The organism is Acidobacteriota bacterium (assembly GCA_018001935.1).
Lineage (GTDB): Bacteria > Acidobacteriota > JAAYUB01 > JAAYUB01 > JAAYUB01 > JAGNHB01.
The window spans coordinates 16,738-36,344 of the sequence record JAGNHB010000059.1 but is presented as its reverse complement, the minus strand read 5'-3'; the positions used below and the strand labels follow the sequence as shown (position 1 = coordinate 36,344).

Annotated in this window: 11 protein-coding genes, 1 tRNA gene and 1 pseudogene; 1 reads left to right on the top strand and 12 read right to left on the bottom strand. The window is 67.7% G+C overall.

What is annotated here, in order from left to right; genetic code table 11:
- Positions 1-811: hypothetical protein (locus KA419_17545; protein MBP7867737.1), on the top strand; the 811-nt coding region annotated here is incomplete at its 5' end.
- A 133-nt stretch (positions 812-944) separates the two neighbouring features.
- Here the strand turns inward: KA419_17545 and KA419_17540 are convergent.
- From KA419_17540 to KA419_17485, 12 genes and pseudogenes are all read right to left on the bottom strand, one after another.
- Complete coding sequence (locus KA419_17540; protein ID MBP7867736.1) at positions 945-1,505, bottom strand: hypothetical protein; 561 nt, start codon at positions 1,503-1,505, stop codon at positions 945-947.
- A 233-nt stretch (positions 1,506-1,738) separates the two neighbouring features.
- Positions 1,739-2,476: a hypothetical protein gene (locus KA419_17535; GenBank protein ID MBP7867735.1), complete on the bottom strand. Its 738-nt coding sequence runs from the start codon at positions 2,474-2,476 to the stop codon at positions 1,739-1,741.
- Positions 2,477-2,497: 21 nt separating this feature from the next.
- A complete protein-coding gene (locus KA419_17530; protein ID MBP7867734.1) occupies positions 2,498-6,748 on the bottom strand; it encodes a hypothetical protein in 4,251 nt (1,416 codons plus the stop codon).
- Positions 6,749-7,234: 486 nt separating this feature from the next.
- Positions 7,235-7,311 (bottom strand) — tRNA-Arg (locus KA419_17525).
- Positions 7,312-7,500: 189 nt separating this feature from the next.
- Positions 7,501-8,136 (bottom strand): dTDP-4-dehydrorhamnose 3,5-epimerase family protein, encoded by a 636-nt coding sequence (locus KA419_17520; protein MBP7867733.1) that lies wholly within the window; start codon positions 8,134-8,136, stop codon positions 7,501-7,503.
- 82 nt (positions 8,137-8,218) lie between these two features.
- Positions 8,219-8,986: a ParA family protein gene (locus tag KA419_17515; GenBank protein ID MBP7867732.1), complete on the bottom strand. Its 768-nt coding sequence runs from the start codon at positions 8,984-8,986 to the stop codon at positions 8,219-8,221.
- Positions 8,983-10,912, bottom strand: a pseudogene (locus tag KA419_17510) (agmatine deiminase family protein). The gene KA419_17515 and the pseudogene KA419_17510 overlap by 4 nt, the downstream one beginning before the upstream one ends.
- 40 nt (positions 10,913-10,952) lie before the next feature.
- On the bottom strand, positions 10,953-11,756 hold the full coding sequence (locus tag KA419_17505; GenBank protein ID MBP7867731.1) for a hypothetical protein: 804 nt from the start codon (positions 11,754-11,756) through the stop codon (positions 10,953-10,955).
- Between the two features lie 128 nt (positions 11,757-11,884).
- Positions 11,885-14,833: a hypothetical protein gene (locus tag KA419_17500; protein ID MBP7867730.1), complete on the bottom strand. Its 2,949-nt coding sequence runs from the start codon at positions 14,831-14,833 to the stop codon at positions 11,885-11,887.
- Positions 14,834-14,908: 75 nt separating this feature from the next.
- Positions 14,909-16,393, bottom strand: a complete 1,485-nt coding sequence (gene glgA, locus KA419_17495; GenBank protein MBP7867729.1) for a glycogen synthase GlgA — start codon at positions 16,391-16,393, stop codon at positions 14,909-14,911.
- A 59-nt stretch (positions 16,394-16,452) separates the two neighbouring features.
- Positions 16,453-17,514, bottom strand: a complete 1,062-nt coding sequence (gene galT / locus KA419_17490) for a galactose-1-phosphate uridylyltransferase (GenBank protein MBP7867728.1) — start codon at positions 17,512-17,514, stop codon at positions 16,453-16,455.
- 31 nt (positions 17,515-17,545) lie between these two features.
- On the bottom strand, positions 17,546-19,594 hold the full coding sequence (locus KA419_17485) for a DUF1925 domain-containing protein (GenBank protein ID MBP7867727.1): 2,049 nt from the start codon (positions 19,592-19,594) through the stop codon (positions 17,546-17,548).
- Positions 19,595-19,607: the final 13 nt, after the last annotated feature.

The window sequence follows — 19,607 nt, the reverse complement described above, 5'->3', positions numbered from 1 at the left end:
GTCCTACCCGGCCCCCTCGCCCCCTTCCGCGGCGTTCGGGACGCCTCCCGCCTACCCGCCCGCCCCCTCCCGCACCGGCGGGATGGGCCCCGTGACGCCCGCCGCGCCCCGGCCGGCCGCGCAGGCCCCGGCCCCGTTGCCAACCGACCCGCGCCTCACCGGTTACGGCCATGCGCCCGCGAAGCGCGCCTCCTCGCGGAACACCCCCCTCATGGTGACCGTCGTCGGGTTGGGCCTTTTGCTCATCGCCGGGATCATCGCCCTGGCGGTGTTCATGTCCCAGCGGAAGGACACGCCACCGGCCGCGGACACCCCGGCCGGACCGGGCGTGGTACAGCCGCCCCCCCCGGGGGGCCTGCCGCCCGTGGAACCGGGGCGCTACGTGGACCCCGTCAACGGTTTTTCCATCGTCTTCCCCCCGGGATGGCGCATCGACCGGGGGAACATCAACCCCCTGGTGACCGTCACCAACACGGCGGAGCGCAAGGCGGTCACTCTCCGGATGGAGCCCCTCGGGCAGGACATGTCCGCCACCGAGTACCTGCAGCACGCCGAGCCCTACCTGCTGGGCGACTTCACGAACGTGACGGTCGTCAACAAGGGGGCGATGGCCCTCGCCGCCCAGGACGCGGCCTGGATCGAGTTCAACTTCCTGTCGGGGAGCGGGGCGGCCGGGACGGGAATCGTCTACATCCTGGTCCGGGAGCGGAGGGCCTTCGGCCTGGTCTGCATCGCCCCCTCCGAGACCTTCGAGGGCGCCCGCCCCCTCTTCATGGACTGCGCCAGCTCGTTCCGCTTCGAGGCGCATTGAGGTCTCCCCGGTTCAAACCACCCGCGGTCGGCGTGAGCGACTCGTTTCACGGGAGTTGAACGCTTTCTTCGTTCCCCGGCGAGGTGATCGGCCGGCGCCGGGGAATCCGGGACGGCCCCGGGGGGAGCGGGGTTCAGTTGCCCTGGAGGATGCTGGGGGGCAACTCCCCCATGGCCGGGGCGATCTCCTCCCAGATGGACGGGTCCGCCATCACCCGCCGGACGACCGCCTCGAGCTTCTCCGCCACGGCAGTGACTTCCTTCTGGTACTTGTCCCGCAACCGGTCCCCCTCCCCGGGCTGCAGGGGCCCCAGGGATTCCGCGTCCTCCTTCAGCTTCCGCATCGCCTCGGCGATTTCCTTGATCTTCGGCGCCGCTTCCATGGCGGTGGCGCGGCCCTTGGCGCCCCCGAGGACCCGGGTGAGTTCCTTGAGCAGATCCAGGGTCCGGCGGGTCAGGGATTCGGCGGTGGGCTTCGGCGGGGTCGCGGATGTGACCTGCGGCCCGGAATCGGCGATCGGGCCCGCCCCTGCGCTCCAGGAGAAGAGCAGGAGCGCCGCGCCGACGACGGCCGCCACAGCTGACGGTGCGGGGAGAAAACGGCGGTTCACCGTCCCGGAGGGTGAACCGGTCCGACCGGAGGGAAAAGGTCGTCCGGCGGGGTTGAAGGGGCCAAGGCTCGGTCGTGGGTTCATCGGGCATCCTCGCTTCCGTGGGATCCTGCGTCCACGACCCTTTTACCAGAACCGCCCACGGATCGCAACGGGACTTTCGCACGGGAGAGCCCGCGTGTCGGACCCCGGCCGTTCACGGTCCCTGCCCCGGGATCATGCAGCGCCTGACGATCGTGAAAGAATACCACTGTTGCGGGGTTGTCAAATACGAACCGGGCCGGCGGGACCGCGGGGGTCCCGCCGGCCTCCGGCGTTCAGGGCACCGGGATCGGCACCAGGGTGTAGGTGACCGTCCGGTTCTTCGTGGTGCTCATCCGCGGGTAAGTCAGAGAGGGGGCCGCCGTGTTGACGACGCGGGTCTTCACGGTGGCGGAGTGGACCTGCTTGATCACTTCCTTTTCACTGGTGTCGGAGCGCTGGTAGTAGTCCGTCACGTAGGTGGTGGTGGTTTCGTGGACGTAGTTCCCCGACGCCCGCTGGTTCACCACGGTGCGGGTCTCCCGCTGGTGACGGCAGGAAAAGGTCCCGGCGGGCACCGCGACCAGGCACGTCCCCAGGTCCACCACCGTGGCGCTCGCGGGGTGGACCCGGCAGACGTTCAGCGGTTCGGCCGGGGTGGCGGTGCTGGTCAGGCCGGCCGCGGACGGGGCGGCGACGATGTCGCCCACGTACTCGAACTCCCCGCTGGGGGCACGCATGTACCGGACCACCCCCGTGGCGGCTTCCACCCGGAAGTCGGCCACATCGACGTCCGCGTCGAGCTGCAGGTCGTAACGGACCCCGCGGCCGAGCGCGTCTCCGGTGGAGACCGACACCAGGACGGCGCCGGTGGTCTGGGTGTTGTCGTAATCCTTGACCTGAAGGTGGTACTTCCACGCGTAACCGGGTTTTAACTGGGCCGGGGTGCCCAGCGGGACCATCTCCCAGGCCAATGCCCACCCCCCGGCGGCCAGCAGGGTCAGGACCAGGATCGGTAATCTGATGGATGTCATGATGTCCTCCTCATCCAGCACTCAATTCTTGCACGTGAAAACTTTCACGTGCCACTTGCTGTCTTTCCAGATTTTGGCCCCCAGCGCCCGGTTCCAGATGTGTCCGGACACCGCCAGGCCGTTGCCGTCGAGGCGTTCGCAGGGGAAGCCCCCGTACGGGTAGGGGAATTGGTTGTAGTGCACGGCCAGCGCGCCCGAGGCCCCCAGGAGGTCTTTCCCCAGGACCTCGAGGCTGGCGTCGGCGTTCGCCAGGAGATACCAGTCGGCGCCCCAGTGGAAGTCGGCCTCCAGGGCCGCTTTCACCGCCGCGATCTTGAAGTCGAGCCCCTTGTCGGGGTTCGTCCCCAGCCAGCCGCCGATGGAAATCATCTTGTGGGGGATGTCGATCTCGAAGGAGGTGGAGGAGATGTCCCAGCCGTAAACCTCGAGGGTCCCCACGCCCTTGAAGTAGCCGTTGGTGCTCACGGTGAGCACGGAGTCGAGGTAGAGGATGTTGGCGTAGCTGATGAGGCCTTCCAGTTCCACCTCCCAGTAGTTGGAGGGGCTGGTGTAGTGGCGGACACAGCCGCCGGCGCCGTTGAGGATCAGGCCGTAGCCAAGCTGGATCTGCATCCCGGTGACCTTCAGGCAGGCGCCCCGGAAGCTCCCGTCCCAGCCGATGTCGAAATTGAAGGCGATCTGGCCGACGTTGGGCACGCCGAGGGAAGCCGCGCCGGCCACGTGGGCGGCGTCGCAGGTGAAAGAGGCCCCGCCGAAGCTGTAACCGCCGATCTTGAAGGAGGGGATGGAGATGGACCCGGCCAGGATGTCCCACCCGCAGTTGAGGACGCCGCCGCCCGGGTGGCGCTTGAGGTGGACCATCCCGCCCGCCGAGCTGCCGGCCAGGAAGGCCGGGACCTTGATGGCCCCCTCCACCCGGACCTGGTTCACGGCGGGGAAAGCCACCGAGCCCTTGAAGCCGAACTGGCCGATGTTGACCCCCAGGGTGACGGCCTTCACGGAGGTCACCGTCCCCGTGGAACTGATCAGGATCTCTTCCACGCTGGCCTGGAACGTGTTCGTGAAGGCGATGGAGCCGCTCAGGTCGAGACCGCCGCCGGGGGTGCGCACCGCGCCGCCGGAGAAGGAGAAGCCCATGAACGAGCCGGAGAGCCCCGTCAGGGTGAGGCTCTCCACCTGCATGGAGCCGGAATTGCGGTTGAGCTTGAGGACCCCCGAGGCGCCGAGGCTGTAGTTGCTGGCGGCGATGGAGACGCCGCCCGAGACGGTCAGGCGGGTGGCGCCGAGGGTCACCGACAGGTTGCTGAAGGTGACGGGGCCGGCCTTGATTTCGGAGACGCCGACCCCGAGGCTTCCGAAGGAGTAGACCGTCCCGTTCTGGCCCACCACCAGGTCGTTCCAGTGGAGATGGCCGTACCCGCCGAGCGCGATGGTCGCGTCGATGGAGAGGCGGCTGGGGTTGGCGAGGGCCGTGGCGGAGCCGCTGAAGGAGAAGTCGCCGTAACCGCCCGACAGCCCCGTGACGGCGAATGCCGTGATCTGCCAGGCGCCGTTGATGAGCTTGAAGGTCGAACTCCCGCTGGCGGCCAGGTTCACGGAAGTCCCGGCAAGGGTGAGATGGGTGAGGGCCAGGCCGCCGCTCACCGACAGCTGGGTCCCGCTGAGCGTGATCTGGAGGCCGCTGAGGATGAAGCCGTTCACGTTCAGGAAGGGCAGGGAGGCGGAGAGGGTCCCGTAACTTACGATGGTGCCGCCCGGGGTGATCTCGAGCCCCTTCACGCAGAGCTGGAAGTGGCCCTGGACGTTGAGGGTCCCGTTGAGCCGGAAGCGGGTGGGGTTCGAGAGCAGGGTGATGCTTCCCGTGGAGGTGAAGACCTGGCTGGACAGGCTGGCCTCGGAGAGGGTGAGGCTGTAGAAGGACGCCCCCGTCGCCGACATCTTGAAGATCGCGTCGGCGGAGGCGCTCAAGGCCAGCGACCCGCCGGCGAGGGGAATGCCCGTCGCCTGGACGCTCCCCTGAACCTTGAGCTGCGTGGCGGACAGGGTGAGCTGAAGGTTCTTCAGGCTGATCCCTTGCACCGTGAAGGACGGTACGCTGACGGTGACGGTGCCGAAGGAGTGAACCGTGCCGCTCATGCCGACGGTCAACCCGCTGACGCTGCAGGTGAAGAGGTTGGTGATCTGCAGGGTCCCGTTGAGGGTGATGCGCTGCGTGTCCGCCTTGTAGGAACCGTTCCCGGTGAAGCTGAGCCCGTTATTGCTGAAGTTCACGGTGCCCAATTGGAGCGCGGTCACGCTGGCGCTGCCGCCCGCCAGGCTGACGGTGGCCGTTCCGGCGCAGCTGAAGCCGAAGCTCAGGCCGCCGATGGGCAGGTTGGACACCGTGAGGGACCCGGAGATGTGAAGGCCGGCCGCGTTCCAGGAGGCGCTGACGTTGGAGAGGTTGAAGGGGCCCAGGTCAAGGGTCGTCGACTGGAAGGTCACCTGGCCGTAGTTCTGGATGGTGCCGTCGAAACCCGCCACCAGGTTCGTCACCTGGAACGACCCGAGGCCGCACAGGGTGCCGGAGGCCGTGACGGACATCCGGTACGGGTTGGAGAGGAGGGTGGCGCTCCCCTGGAAGGAGAGGCAACCGGCGCTGCAGTTCACGGCCAGGATGTTGGTGCTCTCCGGCGTGAAGCTGCCGGCCTCCGTGAGCCCGAGCGACAGGGTGCCCCGGATGCTCACGCCCAGGCCCGCCAGGCTGGCGCCGTTGATCACCGCCTGGCCCCTCAGGTGGATCCCGTAGCCGTCCCACCAGACCAGGACGTTCTGAAGGCTGAAAACGCCCGCCTGCAGGGAGGGGATCGACCCCTGGACCGTCGGGAACTGGGTCACGGAGACGCTGCCGTCGGCGAGGAGGTGGGAGTAGCGGACTCCCAGCCCCGTGAAGCTGATGGAGGCGCCGCCGGGGAAGGTGATGCCGCCGGAGAGCGTGGCCGTGTCGCTGACGCCGTTCACGGCGGTGATCGTGGCCTCGATCACGACGGGTTTTGAATCGCCCACCACCAGGGTCAGCCCCTTCCCCGTGCTCAGGGTGACGTGGTCGCCCACCTCCAGGCCGGTCTGCCCCTTGAGGAAAGCGTCCCACTGGGTGGCGGCGGAGAGGGGCAGGGTGTCGTAGAAGGCGTCGTATTCCGCCGGGACCGGGGGGAAGTAGATGGATATCGAAGCCGGGTAGCCGGGATTCCCCGAAAGGGCGTGGTGCACGATCGCCTGCTGCCAGATCGCCGACACGGCGGCCGCGGCGGAGGCGACCGGAGGCCCGAGGCTGCCGCCCTGGGCGCGGGAGAGAAAGTCCGCCAGGTCGGCCAGTTCGGCCACCCCGCCGATCCCGAGGCCGGGGGTCGCCGACCGGGCCGTGGCGATGGCCGCGTCGCCTCCGTCCGCGCGGAACTGGATCAGCTGGGCGGCCAGGTTGCTCACGGCGGCCTGGAGCCCCGCGGCGGGGTTCAGGTCCGCCACCGTGAAGGCGGGGGCCCCCTGGGCCGCGGCGGCGTCGGCGAAGCGCTCGCCCGCCGCCGACCCGGTCAGGGTTCCGCTAAGGTCGTAGAGGACGGAGCCCCAGAGGAGGCGGGCCCCGGGCATCGCCCCCGGCGCCGCCGCCAGGTAGCGGACCTTCCCGGCGAGTTCCGCGCAGGTCTCCCAGGTCATCTGGCAGGGCGTGGTCAGGCAGAGGAGATCCAGTGGACGACCCACGGCCTTCTGCCAGAGGTCGAGGGCATCGCCCATCCCGTTGGTTCTCGAAAGCGCGAGGGAGTGCCCGGTCTGCTGGTCGCGGAGGACCCGGGCGAAGGGGTTGAAGCCGGCGTCCTGGAAGGTCTCCGCCTCGTGCCCGAGGACCAGGGCGTAACGGTCCGCCGGGTAGCTCTCCGCGACGAGGGGGAACAGGGTGGACAAGGCGTCGGGTGAGCCCAGGTCCAGGCCCGGCTGGGCGAGCACCCGCACGTACTGAGACGGCCGTCCGCCCGAGCCGGGGATCCCCACGTAGACCCCCTTGCCCCCGGACTCCCCGGGCAGGATGGGGTAGTTGGTCTGGATGACCAGGTGGACGTTTTCCGTCACCCCGTTGAGCAGGTCCTGGAGGAGACCCTCCACCTCGGGGCTCGATTCCGGGGGCCCGGTGAACTGGACCATGACGGTCCACGGCCGGACCACCGCCGGCGCCCAGCCGGCCAGGGCCAGCAGGAGCGCGAGGGCCGCAAGGCCCCGCAACCAGCGCATTCGCAACATGACAACCTCCTTGGCGGAAAGCGTGACTCCTCCGTCGGGACGGGATTGCTCCGGTCCCCGGGGTGGGGTTCGTCTTTCCGAATATTGCCTCAAGTATGGTGCGAGGGAGCCGGATGTTCAACCCGGTGAAATCTCAGCTTTGGCGGGAGAAATCTAAGATCAGGGTACGCGCGCCGAACCGAGGCGCGCGGTGACCCCGGGGAGCGTGGGGGAAAGGCCGGGCACGGTCCGGCCGGGGTACGGGGTACGCGAGCCGAGCCGAGGCGCGCGTTGACCCGGGGGCCCGCGGTTTTCCGGCGCCGCCTCCGGGGTGCACGGTCACGAAACCCCGACGACGATCGCGGGACGAGGCGGCATCCCTGCCCGGACCCTTTGCGAGGCTTGGCGTCCTGGCGTCTTTGCGTGAGGCTGGGAAGGCCGGTCTTCTTTGTTTCGGTTACGCCCGGGGCGCACGCCGTTCGGCGGATCGCCAACCTGCGAGAAAAGTGGCGCACCCGGAGGGGCTCGAACCCCCAACCCTCGGTTCCGAAGACCGATGCTCTATCCGGTTGAGCTACGGGTGCGCGATGGCCGTCGTTTCAAACACCGGCGAGAGGTGATTTTACCGGATTCCGGGCAGAATCCAAGGGTTTTTTTCGCGGCGGGTCGGTCCGACTTGTCCGACCTGTCCGACTTGTCTGACCCGTCCGACTTGTCTGACTTGTCCGACTTGTCTGACACGTCCGACCCGTCCGACCGGCCGGGTAGAAAGGTTAGTACCGGAACCGGTCCGAGAGGGGGTCGGCGAGCCACGCCGCCAGGGTGAGGCCGGCGCGGTCCTTCTCGGAGAGGAGCACCCCGCCGAAGCGGTCGGGCAGGCCCTGGAACTCCTCCCGGAGCGCGGGGTCGCAGAGGGACCAGTCCAGGTCGGGGGCCAGGGGCGAGATCCCCGCCTCGCACCCGGGGCCGTAGGCGGAGGTGCAGAAGTACTCGATGGCGGAGGGCTCGGTGAAGTAGTTGCCGTGGGCGAAACCGACGGGGACCCAGATCCACTCGTCCCAGTCCCGGTCGGGGTCGGCGGGCATGTCGTAAGCGATGACGCGGCCCAGGGAGGGCGAGCCTTTCCGGAGGTCCAGGACCAGGTCCACCATGCGGCCGTCCACGGTCCTTACCAGTTTGCCCATCACGGGTTCCCACTGGATGTGGAGGCCGCGGACGACCCCCGCCCTGGAGCGGCTCTCGTTGGCCTGCAGGATGGCGCCCCCGTCGAGGATGACGCCTCCGTCGAGGGCGGCGAGGTCGCTCCGGCGGAAGTGCTCGGTGAAGTATCCCCGCTCGTCCCGGAACCGGCCGAAGCGCAGGACCTTGACGTCGGGGATGGCCAGGGGCCGGATCTCGATCAATTTCATGACAAACCTCTCGTTTCGTTTTCTCGCGTTTCCATCGGTATCGTAATCGGTAATGTAATCGGTATCGGTATCGGTATCGGTGTCAGGGCAGCGTTGACACCGTTTCCAGGAATTCCCGGGCGAGGGCGCGGTAGCTCTCGGCGCCGGGGGAGGAGGGGTCGAAGCGGAGAATGTCCCGTCCGCTCCGGGGCGCCTCGCTCAGTTTCACGTTGATGGGGATCTCGGTGCGGAACACCTCCTCCCCGTAAAAGTCCCGGATCAGTTCCGTCATCTCCCGGGTGGCCCGGTTGCGGCGGTCCACGATGGTGAACAGGATGCGGGAGCCCCGGGCGCGGAAGCGGACCCGGCCGTCCAGGCGGCGGATGCTCTCCTTGAGGTTCTCGAGTCCCTCCACGGCGAGGTACTGGGGTGTGAGGGGGATGAGGTGGAATTCCGCAGCGGCCAGGATGCCGATCATCAGGAGGGAGAAGGAGGGCGGGGCGTCCGCCACGATGAAGTCGAAGCGGCCCCGGACGGGTTTGAGCGCGTCACGGAACCGGCGGTGCCACTTCCGGTCGCCCGCCAGGTGGAGGTCCACTTCCGCCAGTCGCCGTGACCCCGTGAGGAGGTGCAGGCCGGGGCGTTCCGTGGGCCGGACGGCTTTCTCCACGTCGATCTCCCCGAACAGGACCTCGGCGAGGGACGGCGAAAGGTCGGGCCGGGAGACGCCCAGGGCCCGGGACGCGGAGGCCTGGCCGTCGCCGTCCACCAGGAGGCACGAATGCCCGAGTTCCGCCAGGGCGGCCGAGAGGTTCACCGCGGTGGTGGTTTTCCCGGTGCCGCCCTTGTTCATCACCAGGCCGACGATCATGCCGGCGAGCCCCCGAGCGGTTCCTGCTGGGTGATGCAATGGACCCCGCCGTACCCGTAGACCAGGTGGCGCGACGGGATCGGGACGATGTCGTGGGTGGGGAACAGCGGTTCCAGGGCTTTCAGGGCCCGTTCGTCGGCGGGGTCGTCGAAGAAGGGGAGGAGGACGACGGTGTTGCCGATGTAGAAGTTGGCGTAGCTCGCCGGGAGGCGGCGGCCGTCGACGGGGTCGATGACCGGGCGGGGCATGGGCAGGGCGATGATCTCGTAGCCGTCGCGCTGGAACGCCTCCTGGAGGATCCTGAAGTTGGCCTCCAGCGGGGCGTAGTTCGGGTCCTCCACGCTCTCGGCGCGGCAGCAGACCACCTGGTGGGGGCTGACGAAGCGGGCGAAGTCGTCCACGTGGCCGTCGGTGTCGTCCCCCGAGATCCCGGACCCGAGCCAGACCACCCGGTTCACGCCCAGGTACTGCCGCAGGATCGTCTCGATGCGCTCCTTCCCCATGTGGAGGTTCCGGTTGGGGTTCAGGAGGCACTGCTCGGTGGTGAGGAGGTCCCCCTGGCCGTTCACGTCGAAGGAACCGCCCTCCATGACGATCCCGGGGCGGAAACCGCTCACGTGGCTCACCTCGACGATACGGTCCCCGGCGGCATCATCCGGGAGGAGGTCCGGGTACTTGTTGCCCCAGGCGTTGAATCGCCACTTCACGCAGGCCTTTCGGAACGTCTGGCGGTGGAGGAGGAAGGTCGGCCCCCAGTCGCGGATCCAGACGTCCGCCGTGGGGATGGGCCAGAACCGGACGTTTTCCTGGAACGTGTCCGGGCCGAGGAGGTTCCGGATCCGGTTCGACGCCGCCGCGTCGTCCACCGCGATGTTGATGGTTTCCCCGATGCTCAGGGCCTTGATGATCTTGCAGTAGGCGTACTCCACGGGTTCGAGGACCCCCGGCGGGAACGTGAGGGGGTTCTTCGGCCACGCGAGCCAGGTGGCGCCGTGGGTCTCCCACTCGGCGGGCATGAAGTAGCCTTCGTCCACGGGTGTCGGAATCTGATGACCGTTACTCATGGGGTCCCTCCCTGGGGGCGATGATGGGGCCGTAACATTCGGGGCGCCGGTTGTGGAAAAACCGCCACCCCTCCCTCACCTCCCGGGCGTGATCCGGGTCGATGTCGGCGATGACGATCTCCTCCTTCAACCCCGCGCGCTGCAGGACGCCGCCGAAGGCGTCGCAGACGAAGGACCCTCCCCAGAACCGCATCCGTTCCTCCTCGCCGCACCGGTTCACCGCCGCCACGACCACCCCGTTGGCGATGGCGTGCCCCCGCATGACGGTTTCCCAGGCCCGGTGCCAGTTCCCTTCCCGCTGACGTACGCCCCGGACCGTGCCGATGGCCGTGGGGTAGACCACCAGGTCGGCCCCCATCAGGGCCACGGACCGGGCCGCCTCCGGGAACCACTGGTCGTAGCAGATGAGCACGGACACCCGTCCGAACGGGGTTGGGAAGACCTGGAAGCCGGTGTCGCCGGGGGAGAAGTAATCCTGTTCGTAGAAATGGGGGTCGTGGGGGATGTGGGTCTTGCGGTACCGGCCCAGGAGGGCGCCGTCGGGGCCGAAGACGACGGCCGTGTTGAAACGGCGGTCCCCGGCGTCCTCGAGCAGGGACCCTCCCACCAGGACGATCCCGCACTCCCGGGCGAGTTCGGAGAGACGGTCCGTCGTCGGCCCCGGGACCGGCTCGCCCGATCCTGACGGTCCGCCCGCGTACTGGGGGAAGTAGGGGGTCGTAAAGAGTTCGGGCAGGCAGACGATCTGCGCCCCGCAGTCGGCGGCGGTGCGAACCTTCTTCATCGCCCGCCCCAGGTTCGCCTCGGGCTCCTCGCCCATGGAAACCTGGATCAGGCCGAGCCGTATCTTTTTTCTCGGCATGGAGGACCTCAAAAAAACGCGGTGCTTTCGCACCGCTGTCCTACACTTCCTGGACGCGTTTCCGGAGAACGGCCCGGATGTTCTCCAGGTTGCGTTTGTAGATCAGGCTCATGATGTACAACTCGTTGACCAGAAACAGGGGAACCAGGCAGTATTCCAGCAGCAGGACGCTGAAGAACTGCGGGCATTCCATCAGCTTCCGGAAGCCGGCATGAGTTCCCAGGTGCTGGATCTTGAGGATCTTGGACCGGGCGTAGGTCAGTCGGCGCTCCTGGAGGACGACCTCGCGCTGGAACTTGAGGAAGTCCGACAGGCGGACGGACCCCAGCCCCGCGGCCTGGCTGACCGCCTGGTCGTGGAAGTTCACGAAGAGGTCGTGCATTTCCTTCTGGCGGTCCACCTGCGGATCGATGATGTACTGCTTCTCCTTGGCCGCCTTCCAGTGGTTGAGCGAGTTGGTGTAGTTGTAGTCGAAGCGCTTCAGGGCGAACTCCACGTTCACGTCCTTGAGCACGTCGGCGAACACATCCATGCAGACGAGATCGAAGTTGGCCTTCAGAAAGTCGTCGTGGTAGACGTTGACCGACGTCTCGATGGTGAAGGCCTCGTCGGAAGTCGTCACTTCCATTGCGTAGACGTTGTTGAGGTCCATGTTGAACCGGTTGTGCAGACGCAGACGGAGCTGGAGCGGCGCATCTTCCGCGGCCACGTCCGTGTCTTTCTTGATTTCGCGGCTCAGGCTCGTGTCGATCTTCGCCCCCAGATCGCCGAACCGGTACAGCACCATGGCGTTGTAAACGATCTCGCCCAGCGAGTTGTCCTGCATCTCGATGAAATCTTGCACCCTTTCCTCCCTGCGTTAAAATGCCGCCGCTCGGCCGGCCTGTCGTGCGCCGCTCCTTCCGCCGCGGCAGGGTCCGGTGACAGTGTAACTGAAACCGGCGGCGTTTTCAACCGCCCCGTCAAGACGCTTCAGGGCTTGAGGCTCAGACGGAGCTTCTCGAGTTCCTCCTTGAAATAGTTGCGCTCCTGGATGACTTTCGGCGAAACCTTCTCCTTGTAGTAGTCGTCGGCCTTCTTGATGTGGCTCTCCAGGACCTGGTAGAAGTTCCGCTGGTTCGCCGCCGTGTTCAGGATCTGCTTGTTGTAGAGGATCAGGTCCGACACGCAGACGCGGGCCAGGCGTATCGCCTTCTTGTGCTCGGGGGTCTGGAACTCGGGCTTCTCCTCCACGGCCGGCGGGGGGGCGGTCTCTTCCTCGACCTCGTAGATGGTGTCGGGCGAGGCGATGGCCGCGGCGGACACGTGCACCGGCTGGGGTGGCCTGAAGTCGTCGACGGGCGGGCGATGGACCGGCGCGGGCGCCGGCGGCGCGGCCGCTTCGTCCTCCTCGTAGATGATGCCTTCCGGTTCGGGGAGAGGCGCCGGTTCGGGGACGGGTTCCGGCTCGGGGGCCGGCGGCGGTTCGGGGACCGGCTCCGGTTCCGGCGGGGGCGCTTCGACCGGTTTCCGGAGTTCGGCCAGCTGGGCCTGCATGCGCTCGACCTCGGCCTGGGTCTCCCTCAGGTTCTGTTCGGCCTCGGCGGCCTGGCGCACCGTTTCCTGCTTCGCTTCCCGTGCGGCCTGAACCTGCGCACGGGACTGTTCACGCCCGACTTCCGCCTCCCGGATCGATTTCAGGAGCGCTTCCTTCGCCTGGTTCTCCTCCGCGATCTTCGCGTTCAGGGAAGCGAGGCGCTCGGCGGGCGACGCGTCGGCTTCGAGGACGGCGATCTCGGCCAGGAACCCCTGGCGTTCCTTCTCGATCCCCGCCTGGCGAACCCGCAGGTCCTCGATCGCTTCCCGGAGGCGGTCGGATTCGGCCAGGACGTCCTTGAACTGCTGGTCGGCTTCCCGGACCTTGTGCGCGGCCTCTTCCTTGGCCGCCCTGGCCTTGCCCAGTTCCTCGACGGCCAGCTCGTGGCCGGCCTGCGCTTCCTCGATTGCCGCCTTCAGGGACGCGTGCGCCTGCGTCTCCGTCTCGATCCTCGCCTTGATCTCCGCGAGACGCTCGGCGGGGGAGGTGTCCTTCTCGAGGATGGCGATCTCGGCCAGGAGCCCGTCCCGCTCCTTCTCGGTGCCGGCCTTGCGGGCCTGCAGCTCCTCGCTTTCCGCCCGGAGACGGTCCGCCTCGGCCAGGATCTCCCTGAACTGCTGGTCGGCCTCCTGGACTTTCCGCGCGGCCGCTTCCTTGGCCTCCCGGGTCTTGCCCAGTTCCTCCAGGGCCAGCTCATGCTCCAGGCCGGTTTCCTCGATGGCCTTCTTGAGGGCCTCCAGACCGGCTGTCTCCTCTTCGGTCTTCGCCTTCAGGGCGGCGAGACGCTCGGCCGGAGAGGTGTCCTGATCCAGGGCGGCGATCTCCGCGCGCACTCCGTCGCGCTCCGCCTCGAGTTCGGCCCGGCGGGCCTGAAGGGCTTCGCCCTCCTTGCGGACCCGTTCGTATTCCGCCTGGAGCTTCCGGAAGTTCTCGTCGGTTTCCATCAGCTTGAGCTGCTTTTCCTCCAGGTCGTGCCGGACGCCCTTGAGCTGTTCTTCGGCCTGCCGGAGCTGCTCTTCCAGGCGGTCGCGCTCCTCGTTCGCCCGGGCCAGCTGGGCCTCGAGCTCGGACAGCTTGTTGACCTCCAGCTCGACGTGCTCCTCCTCCTGCTGCTTGGACTGGCCGAGGCGCTGCGTCTCGGCCTTGATCTCCTCGATCTCGGCCAGGATCGAGGCCGTCCGCTTCCGCGAGACCTCGATCTCGGTCTCCAGCCGGCGCTGGGAGAAGCGTTGGTCCTCCTTGGACTTCTCCACCAGGGCGATGTCCTCGACGAGGTTTTCCTTTTCCTTGATGGCCAGCTTCAGCAGGCCTTCCGCGGTCTCGGCCTCCCCCTTCAGCTGCTGGAGTTCCACCTGGAGGCTCTCGAGCTTGTTCTCGATCTCCACCAGCCCCCGGCGTGCCTCCTCTTTCTGCTGGACCAGCTGTTTCTTCTCCGCCTCGACGTCGGAGGTGCGCCCTTCCAGGGACTCCTTCTCCTTCCGGATCGCGCCGACCTTCTCCTCCAGCAGGGAGATCTGGGCCTCGACGTTGCGCCGGGACGCGATGAGGGACTCGATGTCGCGCTCGATCCGCTTCTTCTCCTGGAGAAAGACGTTCATCACCTCCCCCGCCTTGGCGTGGGAGTTCGTGGTTTCCTCCACCCGCCGCTCCAGGAGGGAGAGGCGGGCCTCCTTCTCGGTCTTCGCGGCGCTGATCTGGTTGAGGGTGTCCTTGGACTTCGTCAGGAACTGCGCGATCTCCTGCATGGCGGCCGCGCACTTCTCCCGGGTCAGGCGGAGGAGGGTCTCCTTGTCCAGGCCTTCCTCGAGCACGGTGTCCCCGGTCCCGATCTCGGAGGCCAGGATGTCGTTGACCTCGTCCATGGTCTTTTCGCTGTCTTTCCCCGTCAGGATGCCGAGGATCTCGCCGAGCACGGACTGGGTCTCGCGGATCTCGTGGAAGAACTGGCGTTCCTTGCTCTGGAGCTTCGCCTCCACCTCCTGGGTCTCCCGGAACCCGTCCTTGACGGCCAGGTAGACGGTTTTCAACTCCTCCCAGGAAGCCCGGAGAGCGTCCATCTCCGCCTGTGCCGGCGACACCGCCGGAACAGGCGGCGGCGGCTCCTCCACCGGGGCGGGTTCCGCTTCCGCCGCGTACGCCTCTTCCGTTTCGAGCACCGGTTCCGCTTCGATCTCCTCGGCGGGGACGACGTACTCCTCCACCGTCTCTTCCGTCACGATCTCCTCGGTGACCGCCTCGGGTTCCGGCGGGGCCTCGTGGGCCGGCGTGATCGGGGGCGACGGGAGGTGGAGCAAGGAAAGGCCGGACGTCGGCTGTTTTTTCTTAAACCTGTCGAAGAATCCCATAGTGACTCTCCCTGTTGGATTTCAGTTCGGGCCCGTATAGAATAACGGGGTTTCGGCTCAAAGACAATCGAAAAATCAAGCCGTCTGCCGACGGGCCGCGATTTTCTCGAACAACCGGAGGTACTGCCGCGCGGAGCGCTGCCAGGTGAAATCCCGGGTCATTCCGTTCTTCATGAGGCCCCGCCAGGTGTCCATGTGGGCGAAGGCTTCCAGGGCCTCCCGGATGGCGCCGAAAAGGCTGTCGGCGGAGTACTCCTTGAATACGAAGCCGGTGCCGTCCCCCCGGACCGAGTCCCAGGGGACGACGGTGTCGGCGAGGCCCCCCGTGGCGCGGACGATGGGGACCGTCCCGTAGAGCATGCTGTACATCTGGTTCAGGCCGCACGGCTCGAAGCGGGAGGGCATGAGGAACATGTCGGCCCCCGCCTCGATCAGGTGGGCGAGGCCGTCGTCGAAACCGATCCGGACCTTCAGGAAGTCGGGGTATTTCTCCGCGGCCTCCAGGAAGATCTCCTGGTACCGGGGGAGGCCGGACCCGAGCACCACCATCCGCACGTTCTCCGCCGCGAGCCGGGGGAGGATCTCCACCACCAGGTCGATCCCCTTCTGATCCACCAGTCGGCCGATCATCCCGATCAGCGGCTTGGAAAGCTCGCCGTCCCGGAACCCGCACGCCGCGATGAGCGCCCGCTTGCTCACCAGTTTCCGGGCCGGGGACTCGGCGGAGTAGTGGGCCGGGATCTTCTTGTCGGTGCAGGGGTTCCACACGGTGGTGTCGACCCCGTTGAGGATGCCGTGGACGTCGGCCGCGCGCTGGGTCAGGATGTCCTGGAGGCCGCAGCCGTACTCCTCGGTCTCCGAGATCTCCCGGGCGTAGCGTTCACTGACGGTGTTCACCGCGTCGGCGAAGAGAATCCCCAGTTTCAGGAAGTTCACCTTCCCGAAATACTCGAAGGGGGACATGGGGAAGAAGTCCTCGCTGCCGACGCCGAAGGCCGCCACCACGTCCCTCGGGTAGATCCCCTGGTAGGCGATGTTGTGGATGGTCAGCAGGGAGGCGGTGCGGGCAAAGGCGTCCTGGGCGGGCCCCCACTTCCGCGCCAGCACGAGGGCCGGGGCGGTGTGGGAGTCGTGGGCGTGAAGGACGTCCGGGACCCGCCCCTCCCGGAGCATGAAGTCCAGGGCCGCCTTGCAGAAGAAGAGGTAGCGGAGCGGGGCGTCGCCGTACTCCTCGCCGGTGTCCGGGTCGGTGTAGACTCCCGGGCGGGCGAAAAAGCGGTTGTTGTGAACGAGGTAGACCGGTATCCGGGCCGCGGGCGCAAGGGTCTCGAGGACCTGGTAGCTTTCGTCGACGCCGGGGAGGACCTCCACCGTCCCGCGGTGAACGACCGTCCCGGCGTCCATCGGGGCCCCGACGCCCAGTTCCGCGTAGCGGGGCAGGAAGACCGACACCCCGCACCCTTCCTCCCGGAGGGCGGCCGGAAGGGAGCCGGCCACGTCCGCCAGCCCGCCGACCTTGGCCAGGGGGGCCATCTCGGCCGTGATGAAGGCAATGTTCATTCCGTACCTCCTTGCCGTTTGTCCACCGTCCCGGGGACCTGCTCCCCCCCGGGGGACGCTCAGCGTTCGGGCTCGAGACGCCCGGTCTGCATGACGAAGACCTCCCGCAGGAACGCGGCGGCGTCCTCGGGCGGGGTGGGGTTGATGTAGAACCCCGTTCCCCACTCGAACCCGGCCAAGCGGGTGAGCCGGGGGAAGATCTCGATGTGCCAGTGGAAATCCCACTCGACGGTGTCCCAGTAGAAGGCCCGTTTCGGCTTGGCGTGGATGTTGGGCACCGTGTGGATCATCATGTTGTAGGGAGCGTCCTTCAGCCCGAGTTTGAGGCGCATCAGGGTTTCCTTGAGAAGGGTGGCGAGGTCGGCCACCTGGCGGTGGTCCATCAGCGCGTAGCTGTGGCCGTGCTGCCGGGGCATGATGGTGATCTCGAAGGGGAAGCGGGAGGCGTAGGGCGTGAAGGCGACGAAGTGGTCGTTGGTGGTGATGATGCGGTCCTGGCGGTCCAGTTCGTCGGTGAGAATGTCGCAGAAGAGACACCGGTTCTTCAGCATGAAGTGGGCCTTGGCCGAGTCGAGCTTCATGGACACCACCTTGGGCGTAACGGGGGTAGCGATGATCTGGGAGTGGGGGTGGGGGAGGGTCGCCCCCGCGGCCAGGCCGTGGTTCCGGAAGATCAGGATGTACTTGAAGCGCTCGTCCTGGCTCAGGTCGAGCCAGCGGGAGCGGACGACCTCGAGGACGCGCGCCAGGTGCTCCACGGGCATGTCCGCCATGTCGAGGTCGTGGAGGGGCGTCTCCACCACCACCTCGTGGGCGCCCACGCCCCGCATCCGGTCGTAGGGGCCGACCCCGCGCTTTTCCAGTTCGCCCTCGATCATCAGGGCCGGGTAGAGGTTCGGGACCACGCGGACGTCCCACCCCGGGCCGTCCCGGGAGGACCCGTTATCCCGGACCGCCACGATCTCCGGGGGCGTTTTCGCCTCGTTCCCGGGGCAGAACGGGCAGAAAATCTCCTTCTTGTCCTCCTCGCGGGGCAGCTGGAAATCCCGGGGCCGCTTGCCCCGTTCCACCGAGATGATCACCCACTGCTTCTGGATGGGATCGTGTCGCAATTCGGGCATGGGGTTCCTCGCTTCGGCCCGGCGGCGGGCTTCAGACCGTCGGTGTCAGGCGCAGCTTGAAGCTCAGGCGGTTCTCCCCCTTGCCGACCTTGAAGAAGAACCACAGCCCGAGCCCCTGGAAAGTCCGTTCCATGGTGTCGATGGACAGGGAGACGGACTCCACGGCGAAATGGCGGACGGACGCGGGGCCGGAGAAGAGGAACTCGGCCAGGAAACCGTCCCGCCGGTCCTCCACGGTCACGCCGTCCACGCCGTCCCACAGGCCGTCCGGGGCGATGCCGCGGGCCTCGAGGCGACGGAGGGCGGGATAGATGCACTTCTCGGGGTCTTCCCCCCCCGAGAGGCCGAGGGTCCACTCGATGCCGAGGTGGCCGTCGACGTCCGAGACGAGATGGTAGACCACCTCCAGTTCGGCGGCGTCCGGCAGCGGAACGTACCGCTTGCGGAGCGTCGCTCCCCCGGCGACGGCCCTCAGGGGGACACCCGAGGGACAGGCCGCCTCCTCCTCGAACACCGTTTGCGCGAAGGAGACCCGCGGGGCGGCGTGGTTGGTGCGCAGGCCGGCGGGGTCGGGGACGTCCTCGAAGAGCGCCTCCCGGCAGGACCAGCGCGGCTGGGCGTCGAAGACCAGCTCCCCGAAGTCCTCCCGGTGGGTGGACGCGTCGCCGTCGGTCCGGACGACGCGGGCGGTGGAGGCCGTGAGGTGGTACTTCTCCCGCCATCGGGCCAGGCCGGCCAGGAGGTTGTAGGCCGCGGGCCGGTAGGAGAGTTCGAGGAGGGCGCCCCCCTGCCCGGGGGAAACCACCGCCGTGTAGAGGGGGTGACGGATGACGGCCTCGTCGTGGCGGTCCAGGTCGAGGTCCTCGTGGAGGATGGCGGTCCCGGCGGCCGGCCGGCCCTCCGCCTCTTCCAGCCCCTGCTCGGCCAGGAGCAGGTTCCGCCAGGCCTCGTGGCGCAGGTGCGGGAGGTAGAGGCCCCCGAAGACGCCGTGCCAGAAGACGTCGTTGCACTGGGCCCGGAGCAGGTGCTCGTAGGCGGGGGACGCCCGCCGCCCGGCCCGGTCGAAGGCCCGGGAGAGGGCGATGATCCGCTTCTGGAGGTAGTTGCTCTCCGGGTACTTCACGAGGAAGTTGCGCCAGATGCCGCCCTGGAGGAACGGTTTCACCTGGTTGAACACGCCTTCCCGCTCGAAACGCGACTTCCACTCCTCGAAGCGCCGGGCGCTCTCCGCCGGCAGGGCCCACTGCCCCATCTCGATGTACGAGGCCACCGGGAGCGCCGCCCGGCCGACGGGGCGGTGCGCCTCCCAGAACTTCCGGAGCGTGACGGTCTGGACGTGGTGCCGGTCGTCCTGGAGCAGGGTGAAGAAGTCGGAGAGCCAGTGCCGGGTGTAGACCCAGTCGTGGGTCTTCGGCCAGGCGCCGAACTTCTCCCCGTCGTCGAGCATGACCGCGAGCGTCCGGCCCGCCTCGTGGAGCCGGCGGAACTCCTCCCGCACGCGCGGGACCTCCGCCCAGGGGATGAGGTAGCGCATCGGCTCGCTGATGGGGAAGGCGGCGACGGCGTGGTCCAGGTCCTCCACCATGAAGTAGCCGTCGATCTCCTCCGGGAGGAGGCCGGAAGCGAAGAAGTGGTAGTCGTCCAGGCAGACGTAACGGACCCCCGCGCCGGCGAGGTCCGCCACCAGGCCCGGTTCCCAGACCCTCTCGGCGAGCCAGGCGCCCGCGGGGGTGGTCCGGAACAGGCGGTTTACCTCGCCCGAGAGCCTCTGGATCTGCTCCCGGCGGTCGCCGGGGGGGATGACGGGAAAGATCGGCTCGTACATGCCCCCGGTGAGGACCTCGAGCCGGTCCCGTTCCACCAGGTCCCGCAGCATGGCCACGTAATCCGGGTGCTTCTCCTCCAGCCACCGGAGGAGAAACCCCGTGCAGTGCCAGACCATGGAGAGGCCGTCGTACCGCTCGAACAGGGTCATGAAGGGCTCGTAGGCGTGGCGGAAAGAGGATTCGAGGACGTGCTCGAAGTTTCCGACCGGCTGGTGGAGGTGGATGCCGAGGACGAGGTTCACGGGAGGGTTCATGGGCGAAACTCCT